16 protein-coding genes are annotated in these 16,156 nt (G+C 41.4%); 12 read left to right on the plus strand and 4 right to left on the minus strand.

What is annotated here, in order from left to right; genetic code table 11:
* Positions 1 to 246: 246 nt before the first annotated feature.
* Together DDZ16_RS10915 and DDZ16_RS10920 are read right to left on the minus strand one after the other, a co-directional pair.
* A complete protein-coding gene (locus tag DDZ16_RS10915) occupies positions 247 to 1,446 on the minus strand; it encodes a homoserine dehydrogenase (protein ID WP_109264505.1) in 1,200 nt (399 codons plus the stop codon).
* Between the two features lie 92 nt (positions 1,447 to 1,538).
* The gene (locus tag DDZ16_RS10920; protein ID WP_109264506.1) at positions 1,539 to 2,840 is read right to left on the minus strand and encodes an O-acetylhomoserine aminocarboxypropyltransferase/cysteine synthase family protein; all 1,302 of its coding nucleotides are present in this window, start codon (positions 2,838 to 2,840) and stop codon (positions 1,539 to 1,541) included.
* 878 nt (positions 2,841 to 3,718) lie between these two features.
* On the opposite strand from DDZ16_RS10920, the gene DDZ16_RS10925 reads away from it, so the two are divergent.
* The 4 genes from DDZ16_RS10925 (at position 3,719) to DDZ16_RS10940 (ending at position 5,779) form a co-directional block, all read left to right on the plus strand.
* Positions 3,719 to 4,129 (plus strand): hypothetical protein, encoded by a 411-nt coding sequence (locus tag DDZ16_RS10925; RefSeq protein ID WP_109264507.1) that lies wholly within the window; start codon positions 3,719 to 3,721, stop codon positions 4,127 to 4,129.
* Positions 4,130 to 4,217: 88 nt separating this feature from the next.
* Positions 4,218 to 4,766, plus strand: a complete 549-nt coding sequence (locus tag DDZ16_RS10930; protein ID WP_109264508.1) for an RNA polymerase sigma factor — start codon at positions 4,218 to 4,220, stop codon at positions 4,764 to 4,766.
* A 28-nt stretch (positions 4,767 to 4,794) separates the two neighbouring features.
* Positions 4,795 to 5,211 (plus strand): hypothetical protein, encoded by a 417-nt coding sequence (locus DDZ16_RS10935; protein WP_109264509.1) that lies wholly within the window; start codon positions 4,795 to 4,797, stop codon positions 5,209 to 5,211.
* Positions 5,204 to 5,779, plus strand: a complete 576-nt coding sequence (locus tag DDZ16_RS10940; protein WP_109264510.1) for a Spy/CpxP family protein refolding chaperone — start codon at positions 5,204 to 5,206, stop codon at positions 5,777 to 5,779. Before DDZ16_RS10935 ends, DDZ16_RS10940 begins: the two co-directional genes overlap by 8 nt.
* Positions 5,780 to 5,781: 2 nt before the next feature.
* Here DDZ16_RS10940 and DDZ16_RS10945 read toward each other — a convergent pair whose 3' ends face one another.
* The gene (locus tag DDZ16_RS10945; RefSeq protein WP_109264511.1) at positions 5,782 to 6,573 is read right to left on the minus strand and encodes a tryptophan-rich sensory protein; all 792 of its coding nucleotides are present in this window, start codon (positions 6,571 to 6,573) and stop codon (positions 5,782 to 5,784) included.
* A gap of 302 nt (positions 6,574 to 6,875) precedes the next feature.
* Between DDZ16_RS10945 and DDZ16_RS10950 the strand changes: the two genes are divergently transcribed.
* The 4 genes from DDZ16_RS10950 to DDZ16_RS10965 all read left to right on the plus strand — a co-directional run bounded on the left by DDZ16_RS10950 (position 6,876) and on the right by DDZ16_RS10965 (position 8,552).
* Complete coding sequence (locus DDZ16_RS10950) at positions 6,876 to 7,310, plus strand: OsmC family protein (RefSeq protein ID WP_109264512.1); 435 nt, start codon at positions 6,876 to 6,878, stop codon at positions 7,308 to 7,310.
* Between the two features lie 341 nt (positions 7,311 to 7,651).
* Positions 7,652 to 7,843, plus strand: a complete 192-nt coding sequence (locus tag DDZ16_RS10955; RefSeq protein ID WP_109264513.1) for a ferredoxin — start codon at positions 7,652 to 7,654, stop codon at positions 7,841 to 7,843.
* A gap of 11 nt (positions 7,844 to 7,854) precedes the next feature.
* Positions 7,855 to 8,322, plus strand: a complete 468-nt coding sequence (locus tag DDZ16_RS10960; RefSeq protein ID WP_109264514.1) for a YbhB/YbcL family Raf kinase inhibitor-like protein — start codon at positions 7,855 to 7,857, stop codon at positions 8,320 to 8,322.
* A 29-nt stretch (positions 8,323 to 8,351) separates the two neighbouring features.
* Positions 8,352 to 8,552 (plus strand): dodecin family protein, encoded by a 201-nt coding sequence (locus DDZ16_RS10965; protein ID WP_109264515.1) that lies wholly within the window; start codon positions 8,352 to 8,354, stop codon positions 8,550 to 8,552.
* Between the two features lie 332 nt (positions 8,553 to 8,884).
* Here DDZ16_RS10965 and DDZ16_RS10970 read toward each other — a convergent pair whose 3' ends face one another.
* Entirely contained in the window at positions 8,885 to 9,658 is a 774-nt protein-coding gene (locus DDZ16_RS10970; protein ID WP_109264516.1) for a hypothetical protein, read from the minus strand.
* 253 nt (positions 9,659 to 9,911) lie between these two features.
* On the opposite strand from DDZ16_RS10970, the gene hrpB reads away from it, so the two are divergent.
* The 4 genes from hrpB (at position 9,912) to DDZ16_RS10990 (ending at position 16,035) form a co-directional block, all read left to right on the plus strand.
* Entirely contained in the window at positions 9,912 to 12,398 is a 2,487-nt protein-coding gene (hrpB, locus tag DDZ16_RS10975; RefSeq protein ID WP_109264517.1) for an ATP-dependent helicase HrpB, read from the plus strand.
* 188 nt (positions 12,399 to 12,586) lie between these two features.
* Positions 12,587 to 14,200 (plus strand): T9SS type A sorting domain-containing protein, encoded by a 1,614-nt coding sequence (locus tag DDZ16_RS10980; protein WP_109264518.1) that lies wholly within the window; start codon positions 12,587 to 12,589, stop codon positions 14,198 to 14,200.
* A 91-nt stretch (positions 14,201 to 14,291) separates the two neighbouring features.
* Entirely contained in the window at positions 14,292 to 15,323 is a 1,032-nt protein-coding gene (locus DDZ16_RS10985) for an Atu2307/SP_0267 family LLM class monooxygenase (protein WP_232526613.1), read from the plus strand.
* A gap of 220 nt (positions 15,324 to 15,543) precedes the next feature.
* Positions 15,544 to 16,035: a cupin domain-containing protein gene (locus DDZ16_RS10990; protein WP_198416702.1), complete on the plus strand. Its 492-nt coding sequence runs from the start codon at positions 15,544 to 15,546 to the stop codon at positions 16,033 to 16,035.
* The last annotated feature ends 121 nt before the right edge of the window (positions 16,036 to 16,156 follow it).

The raw sequence follows: 16,156 nt of genomic DNA on the forward strand, positions 1-16,156 counted from the left end.
GCAAGCGATTATTCCCGGTGCTGCTGAAAAAATCAAAAGCGCTAAATTTACAAACCGCCCAATCTAAGGAGTATTGATATACTTCGGGATTTGGGCGGTGCAGTAAATTTTATTCTTTTGATTAGCGATTTTCAAATAATCAAGTGCAAAGAAATCTGATTGTGATGTGAAATAACCTTGCACTTAAGTGTTTGTTGACGTTATTTAAAAAGTTAATGAAACGTGCGCTTTCCAGCGCTCCCTATTCTAATAATTCAAAGCTTTACCAGTAGCTGCAAGAAATACATCGAGCGATCTCAATTTTTCTTTAATGGCGATAAGTTTGTCGAGCCTCATAAATCCGATTTTGTAATTAAATTTTGGCCCGTGATATTCCTCTGAAACAGATTTGAAGTCAAAATTTTTCAATACATCAGAATTACTGTAACGCAGATAAACCTCAATGGTGCCTTCCTTGAAGTATGTAAATCCTTCAAAATAATTGGCCTTTTTATATTCATAACGGTAATGGTGCCCAAGAGCAGTAATATCGGATAAAACCGCTGATCCGGTAGGATGACCGCCTGCCCCTTTACCGAACATAAACTGCTTATCGTAAGCCACACCTTTTATCACAACCCCATTAAATTCGTCTTCCACGTTGTAGATGTATTTGTCCCGGGTTACAAATCGTGGCAAAACAAATAAGGCAATCTTATTGTCTCTTAGCCGCTCAACCTGAGCAACCAGCTTTATTTTATACCCTTTTTCACGAGCATAGTTAATGTCAAACTCTGAAATATTTGAAATACCATAATTCAACACATCATCAGGAGACACCACCACGCCAAAACTGTGCATGGTAAGAATGATCAATTTAAAAAGGGAGTCAAAACCATCCACATCAAAAGTGGGATTAGACTCGGCAAACCCAAGTTCCTGAGCTTTTTTTAAAGCATCAGAATAACTCTCATTGTTATCAAATATTTTGGAAAGTATATAATTCGATGATCCGTTCAATATGCCGGTCACAGAAAGAAGCAAATCATTATCGTAGTATTCTTCAAGATTACGGATCACCGGTATGCTGCCACAGGCAGATGCTTCATACAAAAGAGAAACATCGTTTTCTTTGGCAAGCGCAACCATTTCAGAAAGGTTTTCAGCCAACATTTTTTTATTGGCAGACACCACATTTTTTCCTTTCTGAAGGGCCTTTTTTACAATATAATAGGCATCATCCGAATTGTCGATTAACTCAACAATCGTATTGATGCCTCCATCTTCTAAAATATCATCCGGATCATAACAAAACATCTCATCCGGAAGCGATCGCTTGATCTTTTGTTTGACACAAATCTTACTGACTTTGGAATCCAGTGCCGGGCTCTTTTCAAGAACATCATATAAACCCTTGCCAACAACACCAAAACCAAACAAACCAATATTTAATTTTTGCCTTGCCATTTCTAATAATTTTTGCGGAAGTGAATGAGTGAAAAGTTCCGGTAGCTAAAATGCCACTACCGGAACTCATGATATAATTGCAAAAATAAGGACTATTTTCCTACTTTCTCAAAAGCTGCAGTTAAGTCGGCTTTAATATCGTCGATGTGTTCAATACCTACAGATACTCTGAGCAATCCGGGTTCTATCCCTGCCGCTTTTTGCTCCTCAGGCGACAGCTGTTCGTGAGTCGTTGAACTGGGGTGAATGATCAGTGTTTTAGCATCTCCCACATTGGCCAGGTGACTAACCAAAGACAGGCTATTGATAAAATTATCGGCGGCTTCAGTAGCTCCTTTTATTTTGAAACTAAATACCCCACCAAAGCCCCGTTTCAGATATTTTTTAGCCAACTCATGGTAAGGACTTGACTTAAGACCGGGATAATTAACATACTCTACCTGGGGATGGCTTTCCAACCACTCAGCCAATTCAAGAGCATTTTCAACAGTCCGGTCCACACGGAGAGAGAGTGTTTCCAATCCCTGAAGAAGCTGGAAAGCATTAAACGGACTCAACGCAGGCCCAAAATCTCTCAGTCCCTCAACACGGGCACGGATAGCAAACGCAATGTTGCCAAACGGACCATCAGTTCCAAATACTTCCCAGAATTTAAGTCCGTGATAGCTTTCAGAAGGTTCAGTAAATGCAGGGAATTTTCCGTTACCCCAATTGAAGTTTCCGCCATCAACAATCACCCCTCCAATGGAAGTGCCGTGACCGCCGATCCATTTTGTAGCTGATTGAACCACAACATTAGCACCATGCTCAAGGGGGCGGAACAAATAACCACCGGTACCAAATGTGTTGTCAACAATAAACGGAATGCCATGTTTGGCAGCTATTGCTCCCAGTTTTTCGAAATCCGGAATATTGAAACGCGGGTTACCAATAGTCTCAACGTAAATGGCTTTGGTATTCTCATCTATCTTAGCTTCGTAAGCAGCAGGGTCGTCGCTCTCAACAAATTTGACGTGAATACCCAGGCGTTTAAACTGAACCTTAAACTGGTTATAAGTACCACCATAAAGGTTGGATGTAGAAACAAAATTATCTCCTGCTTCCAGGAAGTTGTTCAATGCGATGAACTGCGCTGCTTGTCCTGAACCAACAGCCAAAGCTGCTACGCCACCTTCCAGCGCAGCGATGCGCTTTTCAAACACATCGGTGGTGGGATTCATGATGCGAGTATAGATGTTACCAAATTCCTTAAGACCAAAAAGATTGGCTGCATGTTCGGAATCATTAAACACATAAGAGGTCGTTTGGTAAATAGGCACCGCCCGTGAGTTGGTGGTTTGGTCTACTTCCTGTCCTGCGTGGAGCTGTAATGTTTCAAATTTAAAATCAGACATAGTTTTAAGAATTTATAGGTTAATTATTAATAAAAAATCCCTCTCCGGCTGCGTTGACGCACCGGGTATCTGATTTTACTTTGAAAATAGTTTCTTGAAAATTGTTGGATAGATACAGATATGATGCGTCAACGAGACTTATGCCATAGACATTCGTCCCATCATCATACCTGTTGTGGTAGTGAAGGAAGTTGCGCAAATTAATTTTGTTGCGGCAACCGAATAAACGATATTTTCGATGAGTTGCTTCATTCGATGAATTATCTGTTTGCAAATATGGACATCTTTATCCAAAATACAAATACCTATTATATATTTTTTGAAAAAAATTTCACTCCCAAAGATAAAATACTGAATTGCTTTCAATTGAACATAGACCGTAATATTATCTTCAGCGTTAAATAATCAAACATCCATGTGTAAAGAAGGTTCATGAAATAATGAAATTTTGTCTGTTTTTTCATAAAAGAGAATATTCAATACCAATGGTAATCGGTTTACGGCAGTCTGGTTAGAAAGTATTTGTAGAATGAAAAATGAATCCGCCAATAGCAAAAGGCCTGTTGGGAAGAAACAGAATTCTTATCCACCATCTATGACAATAGACCTTTAGATTTTTAGATATAAGAATTAAGTCGAATCATATAATGCTAATATTCGGGGCTTTAAAACAATTATGTGCATAATCTCAAAAAATTGTCTTACAGCCTTTTACAAAAGTTTAACGTAGTATTGTTTAAAAAATAACTTTTAAACGAATGATTGTTCAAAGTGAGGTGTCAAAAGGGTAAAAGCAGAAAAGAAATTCATAAAAGGTTAACCAAAACGGAATTTTCAGATTGCTCAAAATTTATTATTAACTTATAAAAACAAGGATCATGAAAAAGTTAGCTTTATCGTTAGCATTGATAACCGGAATGGCTTTTGCCGCAACTAGTTTACAAGCACAAAACAATGGTGGCAATGACACCAAACAAGAAACCACCCAAAATGTCCGCTCAGGATTTGTAGACAACAATGGTGATGGTGTTTGCGACAATTACGATGGTAACCGTCCCGGAAAAGGTTTGGGCCCGGGCAATGGTCAGGGGCAAGGTCGTAGAAACGGAAAAGGATTGGGCCATTGTGGAAACGGAAACAGACAAGGTCGTGGCCAGGGACGTGGTGGCAATGGAAATTTCGTGGACAACAATGAAAACGGAACTTGCGATAATCTGGAAAATGGAACCGGACGCCAGCGATTGCAAGATGGCTCCGGCAAGGGTCAGGGAAGTCCCCGGAATAATTAAATTTGTTTATATAATATTGTAGAGACGCGAGATCTCGTGTCTCTACAATATTAACCAACCAATAAAACATTGCATCCAATAAATCCCAATGCAGAAGGTGCCGACAGATAATCAATTGGTAATACAGGCAAAAAAAGGTCATACCGAAGCCTTTTCCACTTTGGTGGACAGGTACCGGCAAAAGGTATTCCAATCGGCAATGGGATTTTTGCATAACCCCGATGATGCAGAAGACCTGACACAGGAAATCTTCGTAAAAGCCTGGAATGCATTGGATGGATTTGACCAGAGATCGGCATTTAGCACATGGTTGTACCGGATTGCTGTCAACAAAGCCATTAATGTCATCAGAAAAAATAAAATCCGTTCCTTTATCGGTTTAAACGAAGCAGGAAACGAGCCGTTTTCTACCGAAAGCAATGCAGAAGAAGCCATCACGGTAAAGGAGCAGAAAGAAGAAATTAAAAAAGCTGTTGACCAGCTTAACAATAAACAAAAAAAAGCCTTTGTCCTGTTTTATTATCAGGACTTGAACATGAAAGAAGTTGCAGAAGTATTGGGTATTTCGCAGAAAGCAGTTGAAAGCCTGGTTTTCAGAGCGAGAAAAAAACTACAAAGTATAGTTGACAGAAAATAGAGAGTAAAAATATGAAAGCAAGCAAACCATGAAGTGTAATGACTTTAATAACAAACTGGCTTTTCGGGAGCCCCTTAAAGATGTGACTTCTGAAATGCACCAACACATAGAAACCTGTGCTTCATGCATGGAGGCTTTTAAAAAAACAAAGGCTTTATTTGCTTTTATTGAAGAAGAAAAGCAGGTCAGTGTATCGCCATACATCAACACACGGATTAGGGTACAAATTGAAAACCAACGAACAAGGCCTAAAATGATAAGACCTGTGTTCGTAACGGTTATGTCTGTTATTTTGGTGATTCTCGGCTTTTTTTCTGCTGAACTATTCCAAAACCAGTCAAATATGTTTGATAGTGCAGAAATTATTGCCTCCGAGTATTATTTTAGCGATAACCCGGGAACTCAATTAGAAGAAATCTGGATCAATACCTATCAAGATGAATAAAAAAACGCTCATAGCAACAGTTTTAATTCTGATGGCTGCTTTTATCGTAGGATGGGCCATTCAAAGGTGGTTTAATCCATTCTCCGGCTCCCCGTATTTTAATAACACCACCTCATCAAATCCAGCGCCATTTACGATGGGAGCCGGTCAGGGACAAGGTTTCCGACAAATGGCCAACAGTCTTAATTTATCGGAAGAACAGATATCATCTCTTTCTGAAATTGAAGCCGGTTATAGAAGCCGGATGCACAAATACATGCAACTAATCGACAGCATCGATCTTGCCATACTTAATGAATTGAAAAGCAATTCACCAAATGAAGAAAAACTTGATTCCCTGGCCGTAAAAGCGGGATCCATTCAATTCCACCTGAAGAAAGCCACAGCCGATCATTTTTTAGCCATTAAAAATCTTTGCAATCCCCGGCAAAAAGAAAGATTCAATGAAGTCATTTCCAACATCAATAAATTCAAAAGAGGTCGGGGTATGGGAAAAGGTCAGGGTCAGGGAATGGGTCAGGGAATGGGTCGGAGAGGTCAGGGCCAGGGGAGAAACCGCTGTAATTGAAATTAATTTCCGTACCACTTCCTTATAACCGGCAAGGTAGCTCTGTTTTGCCAGGCCTGCAATGCCGATACAACAAACAAAACCCCAATGGCAACGAGGGCCCACCAGGCAATATCCGGGTGGTCGCTCCAGCGACGTTCAGCAATCGCTATTAAGGCCCAAATCCCCACAGCTCCAGCTTCTCTCATATTTCGGTAACAGATCAGCAAAAGATAAATCAAAGTTGCAACAACGATTAAAATTTTAACCCACGCAACTTCGGAAATTGGACTGCCATCCCATCCAAGGCTTTTCAGAAAAACAGTGGTGTTGGCAACTGTTGCCACAATGATCCAGCCCAGATAAACCGTTACAGGCCACCACACCAAAGCAATAATTCGTATTGGAGCGTCCCAACGTTCAAGATTCAACCTCCTGGTAAGCATAATCAATGAAAACAGAAGAATACCCATTATCAAAAGGGAGATCCCCATATTAAGATTTAGCCAGGCCACAATCCATGAACCATTGGCAATATTGGAGACTGCAAACCAGATACCGGTCTGCTTCAATTCCCTGTCCTCTCTTTTAATCAACCATGCATACCACTGATGCGCAACAAAAGCCATTAGCAATAAATAAATCAATCCCCAAATGGCAAAGGCATAACCTGCCGGAGTAAAAAGATTATCATACATCCGGCTGACTTCCCCCACATTTCGTCCGGCAATGGCACCTGTTCCGGATAAATAATTCATTACCAAAGCATAAATCAATGAAAGGGTATTAATAATAAGCAATCCTGTCTTTTTCATAAAAATAGATGATACGATTTACAGATACCTGCCTGACGGCAGTAAGGTTAGATTTATGAGGGTTATTTTACCATTAAAACCTTAAAAATCTGACAAATTTTTAAGGGCAATATATCTCTCAATTCAAATTATTCCTTAGCTCGCTACTAACTATTACTGTCCGCTCTAAACTAAAACTATTGATAACAAACTAACTACTGTTTATCTAACATTCTTACATTAAATACAACTTTTTAAAAATTAATTTGTTGAACTAACAGTTAAAGAAACAAATTAAGTTAAACCCTGAAAAATATAACTTTATGAGCGTACACAAATCATCAGCCATATGGGAAGGAAACCTGGCAAAGGGATCAGGAAAAATGAATGTAGGCGAAGGTGCATGGGAAGGTAGTTTCTCAGCCAAATCCCGCTTTGAAGGAAGCAAAGACGGCACCAGTCCCGAAGAATTAATCGCTGCTGCCCATGCCGGCTGTTTTTCCATGGCATTTTCACATGCCTTGTCGGAGGCTGGTCATACTCCTGATAGTGTAGAAACAAAAGCAGAAGCCTCCATTGAGAAAGGTGCAGAAGGATTCAGCATCACAAAAATCCACCTTACTACAAAAGGAAAAGTTCCGGGTATCAATAAAGATGAGTTCCATAAAATTGCTGAAGATGCAAAAGAAAACTGCCCGGTTTCAAAAGCCTTGAAGCAAGGGGTAGCCATTAGCCTGGATGCTTCACTGGAAGGTTAAGAATATATTGGGAAAGTGATAATTATACTTTCCTGAAAAAATTGTCAAAAGAGGATTGTTGCAAAAATTGCAGCAATCCTTTTTTTATTTCAAAAATTCATCCCCAAAAACCATTGACCTTCCAGCCCATAATTTGTAACTTCTTTCGAATCATTAGACAATGTGTTTAAAGCAATAATTTACAATAGATCGTTAGTCCCGATGCTTCGGGATAGATATCAGATTTAAGACAAACCATATAACGCTAATAAACATAACTTTAAAGCAACAATGCATGTGATTTATAGCTGTCTACAAAAGTTTAACGGAGTATTGATTTATTAATCTCAAAAAATAGAATTATGGCCATTAAAAAAGTATGGATCGAAGAAGGTTGCACTGCCTGTGAAATGTGCGTAGATATTTGCCCTGATGTTTTTGAAATGGGCGATGATGAAGCAGTAGTAAAGCAAGGCGTTAATTACGATGATCACGCCAGTGAAATAGAAGAGGCAGCAGATAGCTGTCCGGTTGAAGTTATTCAATACGAATAAAAAGATTTACTATGGCTTTTAACATTACTACCACAGCATTTGAGAATGCCAAAGCTATCCCCAAAGACCATACCTGCGACGGAGAGGATCTCTCTCCACGTATTCGTTGGGACGGGGAACCCAAAGGCACTGTTTCATTTGCTTTAATCATGGAAGATCCGGATGCTCCCGGAGGAACTTTTTGTCACTGGATTGTTTACAATCTCCCCCCCGATTGCCATGAACTTGAAAAAATAATCCCCAAAAAAAAACATCTTGACAACGAAGCCATTCAGGGGAAAAATGATTTCGGGAAAATCGGGTACAACGGACCTTGCCCGCCTCCGGGTACCGAGCACCGATATTTTTTCCGGATTTTTGCCCTCAAAAAGAAACTACCTCCTGAAGGTATAAACAGTCTTGAGGAGTTTTACAGCGCCATTGACGGGTCAAAGTTGGATGAAGCCGAATATATGGGCAAATACTACAGAAACAAATAAAATTGTTGAACCAATAAAAATCAATGCTTATGAAGATGGTAAAAGTTATTGAAGTAATTGCTGCATCAGAAAAGGGTTTTGATGATGCAACACAAAAAGCAGTTGAGCAAGCCTCAAAAACCGTTAAGAACATCAAATCGGTTTACATCGAAAACATGAATGCCAATGTGGAAAACAACAAAATTGTTTCCTATGCAGTAAATGCTAAAATATCATTCGAAATTGATTAAATCATTTTAATTTAAAAAAAGGCCTCCAGATTTCTTCGGAGGCCTTTTTTCATTCTAATATTGTTTCCTAATCACAACTGCTATGCAGGGAGCGCTGAAAAAGGCCTACTTTATTAGCGTTTAAAACTTTTAATCATATCAACAAACTCCTAAATGTAAGGTTATTCCACATCAAACTCGGATTTCTTTGCACTTAATCATAAAAAAACAGCTAATCAAAAGAACAAAGTTTACTGCACCGCCCGAATCCAGAAGTATTTCAATACTATTTCGTTTGGGCGGCTTGCAAATTATGACCTTTTGACTTTTTCAGTAGTCCCTATGTAATTTCTCTATTTTTTTGTCAATTTCTTTTGCAGAGAGTTGATTAGTTTGGCATCTTCTTTCCCTTTCGGCGTTCCTAAACGTAAGCCAACCGTCAAAGCAATACTTCCATTATCACTGATACTTGTATCTCCCCCACTATCCGACATATTGCTTATCCCCTGTGAAAAATCGCAGGCTACAAATGCTGACCGGAATCCCAGTTCAAAACCAACAGTCCATCCATAGTCAAAAAGGTATTGACCGTAAACCGATGTAAGATCCTCGGTTTTGTCTCCGTTGGATATGGTTCCATACATCATGGGAACCTTTAAAACGGCCCCTGCACTAATTCCCCATGAGATATTTTTGTCCAATTTTCGATTGTAAGTAAGCCGCAATGGAGCTTTAAAAAAATACCCCGAATATCCGGAGAAATTAAAAATGCTCAATGAATCCTGAATTAAGGAGGGAGAGGAGGAGGGAGAATTAATGGTCTGTTTTCCAAAGATAAATTGGGTGCTGCTCGACCAGAAGGATTGATCATTTTCGGATATGATTTTATAAGAACTTCCCCCAATATAATAACCATAAGCGTTCCCGAATATTGGTTTATTTATTCTGCCCTGACCATCATCAAAAGTGAGACTCATAGTGTTCACTCCGGCAAGAACATTATATTTTCCAAGATTCTTTCTCATGGAGGAACCCATTTTGTTTAATTCTCCCGAAAAATTTTGGGCAGCAACCTGCCCTGAAAGAATAATTACCGCCAATACAATTAAGCTAAAACATTTTCTCATGCTCTAAATATTTTTTGATTTCTTACTCTCAATACTCCGTTAAACTTTTATAAGGCACTTGTAGTCAGTTATTTATATATAAACAACTGTTTGTACTAAGGTGCAGATTTTCAATATCATACGATTCATCTTATGTCTAAAAATCTAACGATCTATTGTACTCTATCAGTTGCAATAATATTAATGGATTGAAAAACCACTTTTTTAGTACGCCCCTAATCTGGTATCTTTGTCACAACTAAAATAAGGGGACGTGCAATTCAATTCTTCCAATATTAACCTACCTATAAACGAAGTCATTCCTGAAGTCAGGGATGTACTGGCAAAAGGAAATACCCTCATTCTCGGGGCACCTCCGGGAGCCGGAAAGAGTACGCTTTTGCCACTTGCACTGATGGATGAGCCCTGGGTCAACGGGAAAAAAATCATCATGCTTGAACCACGGCGACTGGCAGCGCGGACCATTGCCATGCGCATGGCTTCGCTGTTAGGCGAAGAGGTTGGCCAGCGCGTTGGATATCGCATCCGTTTCGATAATAAAACCAGTAAACAAACACAACTTGAAGTCGTTACAGAAGGCATTCTAACCAGGATGCTTCAAAACGACAATGCCCTGGAAGGTACCGCCATGGTCATTTTCGACGAATTCCATGAACGCAGTCTTTTTGCTGATATCGCTCTGGTATTAAGTCATGAAACCCAGCAAATATTACGTCCCGACCTGCGATTGGTGGTCATGTCGGCTACTCTCAACATGCCTCAGCTTACGCAGATGCTAAAGGCCCCCGCTGTGGAAAGCAGCGGCAAACAATTCCCTGTGGAAATAGAACACACTGGTAACCGGGATATGATGGTGATCCCTGAGAATGTAGCAAATGTCATTTCAACCGCTGTAAAAAACAACAAGGGAGACATTCTTGCATTCCTGCCCGGAGAGGGCGAAATTCGACGTTGCGAGGAAATCCTGAAGAATAACCTGGAAGGGGTTTCTATCCATCCGCTTTACGGACAATTGCCCCCAAAAGCACAACTTGCAGCCATTTTACCTCATCCCAACGGACAAAGAAAAGTGGTGCTGGCCACTTCCATTGCTGAGACCAGTTTAACCATTGAAGGCGTTTCAATAGTTGTGGACTGTGGCTATGGCCGCACCATAAAATTCGACCCCGGCACCGGATTGTCACGCCTTACCACCATTGAAATCACTAAGGATGCGGCTGATCAACGGGCAGGGCGGGCAGGGCGACTGGGCCCCGGAAAATGCTACCGCCTGTGGACTTTGGCCGATGAACACCGCATGCAGGAACACCGGGTTCCGGAGATTGAGGAATCCGACTTGGCTTCGATGATGCTCGATATGGCTCAATGGGGAATAGATGATGTTTACAGTCTTAACTGGCCCACGCCTCCCCCTAAAACTCATGTACTGGAAGCTTTGGATACTCTGCAACAACTGGAAGCGCTCGAAAACAATAAAATTACCCCACACGGTAAAGATATGGCCACACTCCCCTGTCATCCGCGAATTGCTCATATGCTTCTCAAGGCAAAAGAATCAAGGCATTTGCCACTGGCAGCTGATTTGGCAGCCATACTTGAAGAGCGGGATCCAATGCCACGCGAAACAGGTATTGATATCAACCTTCGCATTGAAGAGTTGCGGCGTCAACGCAGGGAGAAACGCCATAATAAACGCTGGAACCAAATAATAAAAGTGGCTGATTATTACAACAAAATGTTTAGCAGCAAACCAGATAATGGGACATTCGATCCGTTTGATACAGGACTGATGCTGGTCCATGCCTACCCGGAACGCATCGCCTCAGCCCGTCCCGGCAATGAGGCACGGTTTCAGCTCTCCAACGGGAGTTACGCCATGGCTTCCCACAAAGACGACCTTGGACATGAGCAATGGCTGGCTGTAGCACACCTGGATGCACGCAGCGGTATGGGAAAGATTTTCCTGGCTGCACCGCTCAATCCCGGCGACTTGCGTCCCATGCTGAAAGCTTCTTCCACCATCACATGGGAAACCCGCAAAGGTGGTTTGATCGCTTCTCAGGATTTACGCATCGGCAGCCTTGTTTTGCAGTCAAAAAAGATAACCGACCCAAATCCCGAATTGGTTACAAAAGCAATTTGCGCAGCCATCCTCAAAGAAGGAGAAAAACTGTTGGATTTTAACCAAGAAGTAGAACAATGGCAAAACCGGGTACTAAGCCTCCGCCAGTGGCGAAACAATGAAAACTGGCCGGATGTATCCACTGCTACCCTGCTTAAAACCTGCGAAATTTGGCTGGCACCCTATCTGACCAATGTCAAACGCAACGAAGATCTTAAAAAGCTGGACCTCAAAAGTTCGCTACACTATCATCTGGATATAGACAAACAGGCAGCCCTTGACAGGCTGGCTCCGGCACGCATCAAGGTGCCCAGTGGTTCCAACATCAAGCTGACTTATCAGGCTGACGGTTCTGCACCGGTTTTGGCAGTCCGCCTGCAGGAGATGTTCGGTTTGGCCGATACCCCCCGTATCAACGACGGTCAAACTCCCGTACTGCTTCATCTTCTTTCACCCGGTTTCAAACCCGTTCAGGTTACCAGCGATCTCCGAAGTTTCTGGGACAACACCTATTATGAAGTACGAAAAGAACTCAAAAACCGCTATCCCAAGCATGTGTGGCCCGATAATCCCTGGGAAGAAGAGGCTATAAGGGGAACAAAAAGGAGGAGGAAGTAACTCACTCAACCCGGATAATTCAACCAAAAAGTAATTGCACCCTTTGAAAACCTCATGTTTTCGTTTTCAATCCTTTCAACAACATACATTCAGCCTTAAAAACTGCTTGACAACCCCATCTGTTTGTCATAACTTAAATATACTTTACCCCCTCGTTCACCGATTTTCTTCAATTAAACCCATCCGTCATGAAAAAAACAATTACACTTTCCATTCTTATCTTCGGTCTTTTTCTGACTGTCACAGGCCAGGAGCCCGAGCTGGTTTCTTCAACCCTAACGTTTGAAGTCAGAGGTCAATCGGTTGCCGTGCTCAACAACATTCTCTACTTTCCGGGACATTCAGGCGATTTTGACTCAGAACTTTGGCGATCTGATGGCACAGAAGCAGGCACTTATGAAGTTATGGATTTGAATCCTGCGGGACGGGCATATCCTCATAGTTTTGAGGTGGTAAACAATGTGTTGTTTTTTATTGCCGACAGTCTCAGCGTAACTAAACAACTCTTCAAAACCGATGGTACAGAAGGAGGGACAGAATGGATCGCCGACGTGGACGATGCCGGAATAGAGAATAACCACATGTTAACCGAATCCGGGGGACTGCTTTTTTACAGAACCTACAGACCAACTATCGGCTTGGAGCTTTGGGTATCTGACGGTACTTCAGAAGGCACGGACATGGTTAAAGATATTTGTGAAAACCAGCCATCCTATCCCCATGAACTGACCGATTTTAAAGACATTCTCATCTTTGCCGCCGAAGATTGTGAAGCATCACCCAATGCTCTTTACCGCTCTGATGCCACATCAGCCAACACCTTAATTATTGGAGGAAACAATCCTTCCGGAATCATCGTTGCAGGAGATACACTTTACTTCAGCAATACTTTTACAGGTTTTGGCAGCGAATTGGCCAGGTCAACAGGGCTTCCCGGAACAATTGAAATGGCCGATGAAATAAATCCGGGAGGATCGGGCTCTTCCATTTACCACCTTACCCAGGTTGACACGCTGGTCTTTTTCAGAGCCTATCATTCCGATTACGGCTCCGAACTCTGGGCTTATAACCAAAACACCGGAAAGGCTTACCTCGTGAAGGACATATGGCCCGGAAGCAGCGGGTCTTCATTCCCTGATGAACTGATCAGCTACAATGGCAAGCTAATATTTCAGGCACATGACGGTACATATGGCCAGGAACTCTGGATATCCGACGGAACCGAAGAAGGCACCTACATGCTTAAAAATATTAATGAAGAACCGGGAGGTACCCCTTATGGGCATTCGTATCCTTCGAAGTTTTACGAAGCAGCTGGTCGTCTTTATTTTTCAGCCAATGATGGCACCAATGGTACTGAACTATGGCAAACCGACGGGACGGCGGAAGGCACCTCTATGGTCTATAATCTGGGATATTTATCCAATAGTTCAGATCCCGGGAGTTTTACTGAAATAGACGGTTATCTTTACTTTCATGCCTACTACAACGGCCAATACCGATTGTATAAACTTGAATTACCGGATCCCCCCACTTCATTAGCTAAGACGGAGACTAAATCAACTGACAAAATATTCGAAATATATCCTAACCCTGCAGAAGATGAGATCATCCTGAAAAACCCCTCAGGTCATCGTTTCATTTATACCATTAACAACATTCAGGGGAAAGAAATCATGGCTGGTAAGTGCAATGGAAACAATGAAGTTACTCTCAATATTTCAGGACTGAAACCCGGTACTTACTTCTTTGCCGGCTCAAACAAAAACTTGAGGGAGGTGGTGAAATTTGTTAAAAAATAATCAGGTCTGGCAGTTTTAAACCGCCATTTTTAACTATCAAAATATAAACATTACCCTTTCATTCCCGGTTTATTGAAAAACCATAAATTCAATGAACATGGAGTTAGGAATAGGCATGTTTGGTGACCTCACCTTCAACAATCAAAATAATAATTTTCAGTCCCCAAAGGAGCGCCTAAATGAGATGATAGAACAGGTAAAACTGGCTGAAAAATTGGGGCTCGACAGTTTTGTGCTTGGGGAACATCACAGGCCAGATTATGCTGTATCTTCAACTGAAATGGTGCTTTCTGCTTTAGCAACGGCTACCAGCAAAATAAAACTGGCCAGTGGCGTAACGGTATTAAGCTCGGCCGATCCGGTTAAAGTATGGCAGGACTATGTTACCCTTGATCTGCTATCCAATAACCGGGCTGAAATCATTGCCGGAAGGGGCAGTTTTACCGAGTCATTTCCACTGTTTGGTTACGAACTGAAGGATTACAACCAACTGTTTGATGAAAAGCTGGATCTTCTTCTTAAACTGAATCGGCAAGAGTCCATTACCTGGGAAGGGAAATTCCGGGCGCCTCTAAAAGAGCAAACCATCTACCCCAGACCGGAAAGACCATTGCCAGTCTCCATTGCAGTGGGAGGAACTCCTGAATCCATTCAACGGGCTGCCAGACTCGGACTGCCTATAATGTTTGCCATTATTGGTGGCATGCCCAGACAATTCAAAACTCTGGTGGATTTTTTCAAGGAGGAATATCTCAAGCATGGCCATGATGAAGAAAAAATGGAAATAGGCGTACATTCACATACGTTTTTAACCAAATCAAGAGATGAGCTTCTGGAAAACTACTATCCGCTTTATGCGGCTCAGATGGACCGGATTGGCAAAGAAAGAGGATGGCCACCTTTTACCCGGCGACAGTTTCTGGCAGGAATGAGTCCTGAAGGAGCTCTTTATATGGGCGAACCCAATGAAGTGGCAGATAAAATTTCTAACACCATCGAAATGTTTGGTTTAGATCGCTTCATTGCTCACATAGATGTAGGTGGCCCTAAACATAAAGACCTGATGAAAAGCATTGAACTATATGGAAGTAAAGTGGTTCCACAATTAAGAGGGTATAAATAGGGGTTAGTGAATAGTTATAGTCGATAGTTCTCAAACTATTAAAAACATATCAGAAATTTAAGTGCACACGTACTTATGAATATTCAGATTTCATAAACCTATGGTTTTCGACTGATAAGAAAACAAAGCTAAAACGGGCTTTTTACCCGGTAAAATATAATACGACCTTAAATTTCCTTTTAAGCTTCATATGATTTAAAAACTTCTGCGGGATAAAAATATGGAAAGCCGAAGATCATTTCTCAAAACAAGTGGATTGGCCGGGATGTTTTTGATCCTTGGTTTATCCAAAAAAGCTCAATCAAATATGAATTCAACAACTCCAGAACAATTTCATTTTAAGGATGATGGAAATATACCAAACAGCAAACATCCTTTGTTGCTTTACCGTGATGCTTTTGAAGGTCGTAAGGATAAAGGTGCCACATGGCTGGAAAAGCACTTTAAAGAAAACAATTGGTATAATTCATGGCGTTGGGGCATTTTCCCATATCATCACTATCACAGTACAAGTCACGAAGTATTAGGTTGCTTTCAGGGTAGTGCATTGCTCCATGTAGGAGGAAAAAATGGAGAAAAGGTAAAAATAGAAGCCGGGGATATCGTCGTTATTCCGGCGGGAGTTGGACATAAATGTATCTCTCACAGTTCGGATTTTACAGTAGTAGGAGCGTATCCCAATGGAAGCAGCTACGACCTCATGAGAGCATAGCCGTCAGGCTTACAAAGCCTAAGTGCTTGATTTGAAGATTGGTAAGCAGACGCAACTCACCCCTTTCGGGATGATAGTCGAATTTTCTTCATATATTTGCTGTGATTTATTTAACAATAAA

Source organism: Marinilabilia rubra, assembly GCF_003121985.1.
GTDB classification, from domain to species: Bacteria; Bacteroidota; Bacteroidia; order Bacteroidales; family Marinilabiliaceae; genus Marinilabilia; species Marinilabilia rubra.

Bases quoted from the DNA above. Each gene is read 5' to 3' on its own strand.
- DDZ16_RS10915 (WP_109264505.1), bottom strand. From the start codon at position 1,446: ATGGCAAGGCAAAAATTAAATATTGGTTTGTTTGGTTTTGGTGTTGTT.
- DDZ16_RS10920 (WP_109264506.1), bottom strand. From the start codon at position 2,840: ATGTCTGATTTTAAATTTGAAACATTACAGCTCCACGCAGGACAGGAA.
- DDZ16_RS10925 (WP_109264507.1), top strand. From the start codon at position 3,719: ATGAAAAAGTTAGCTTTATCGTTAGCATTGATAACCGGAATGGCTTTT.
- DDZ16_RS10930 (WP_109264508.1), top strand. From the start codon at position 4,218: ATGCAGAAGGTGCCGACAGATAATCAATTGGTAATACAGGCAAAAAAA.
- DDZ16_RS10935 (WP_109264509.1), top strand. From the start codon at position 4,795: ATGAAGTGTAATGACTTTAATAACAAACTGGCTTTTCGGGAGCCCCTT.
- DDZ16_RS10940 (WP_109264510.1), top strand. From the start codon at position 5,204: ATGAATAAAAAAACGCTCATAGCAACAGTTTTAATTCTGATGGCTGCT.
- DDZ16_RS10945 (WP_109264511.1), bottom strand. From the start codon at position 6,573: ATGAAAAAGACAGGATTGCTTATTATTAATACCCTTTCATTGATTTAT.
- DDZ16_RS10950 (WP_109264512.1), top strand. From the start codon at position 6,876: ATGAGCGTACACAAATCATCAGCCATATGGGAAGGAAACCTGGCAAAG.
- DDZ16_RS10955 (WP_109264513.1), top strand. From the start codon at position 7,652: ATGGCCATTAAAAAAGTATGGATCGAAGAAGGTTGCACTGCCTGTGAA.
- DDZ16_RS10960 (WP_109264514.1), top strand. From the start codon at position 7,855: ATGGCTTTTAACATTACTACCACAGCATTTGAGAATGCCAAAGCTATC.
- DDZ16_RS10965 (WP_109264515.1), top strand. From the start codon at position 8,352: ATGAAGATGGTAAAAGTTATTGAAGTAATTGCTGCATCAGAAAAGGGT.
- DDZ16_RS10970 (WP_109264516.1), bottom strand. From the start codon at position 9,658: ATGAGAAAATGTTTTAGCTTAATTGTATTGGCGGTAATTATTCTTTCA.
- DDZ16_RS10980 (WP_109264518.1), top strand. From the start codon at position 12,587: ATGAAAAAAACAATTACACTTTCCATTCTTATCTTCGGTCTTTTTCTG.
- DDZ16_RS10985 (WP_232526613.1), top strand. From the start codon at position 14,292: ATGAACATGGAGTTAGGAATAGGCATGTTTGGTGACCTCACCTTCAAC.
- DDZ16_RS10990 (WP_198416702.1), top strand. From the start codon at position 15,544: ATGGAAAGCCGAAGATCATTTCTCAAAACAAGTGGATTGGCCGGGATG.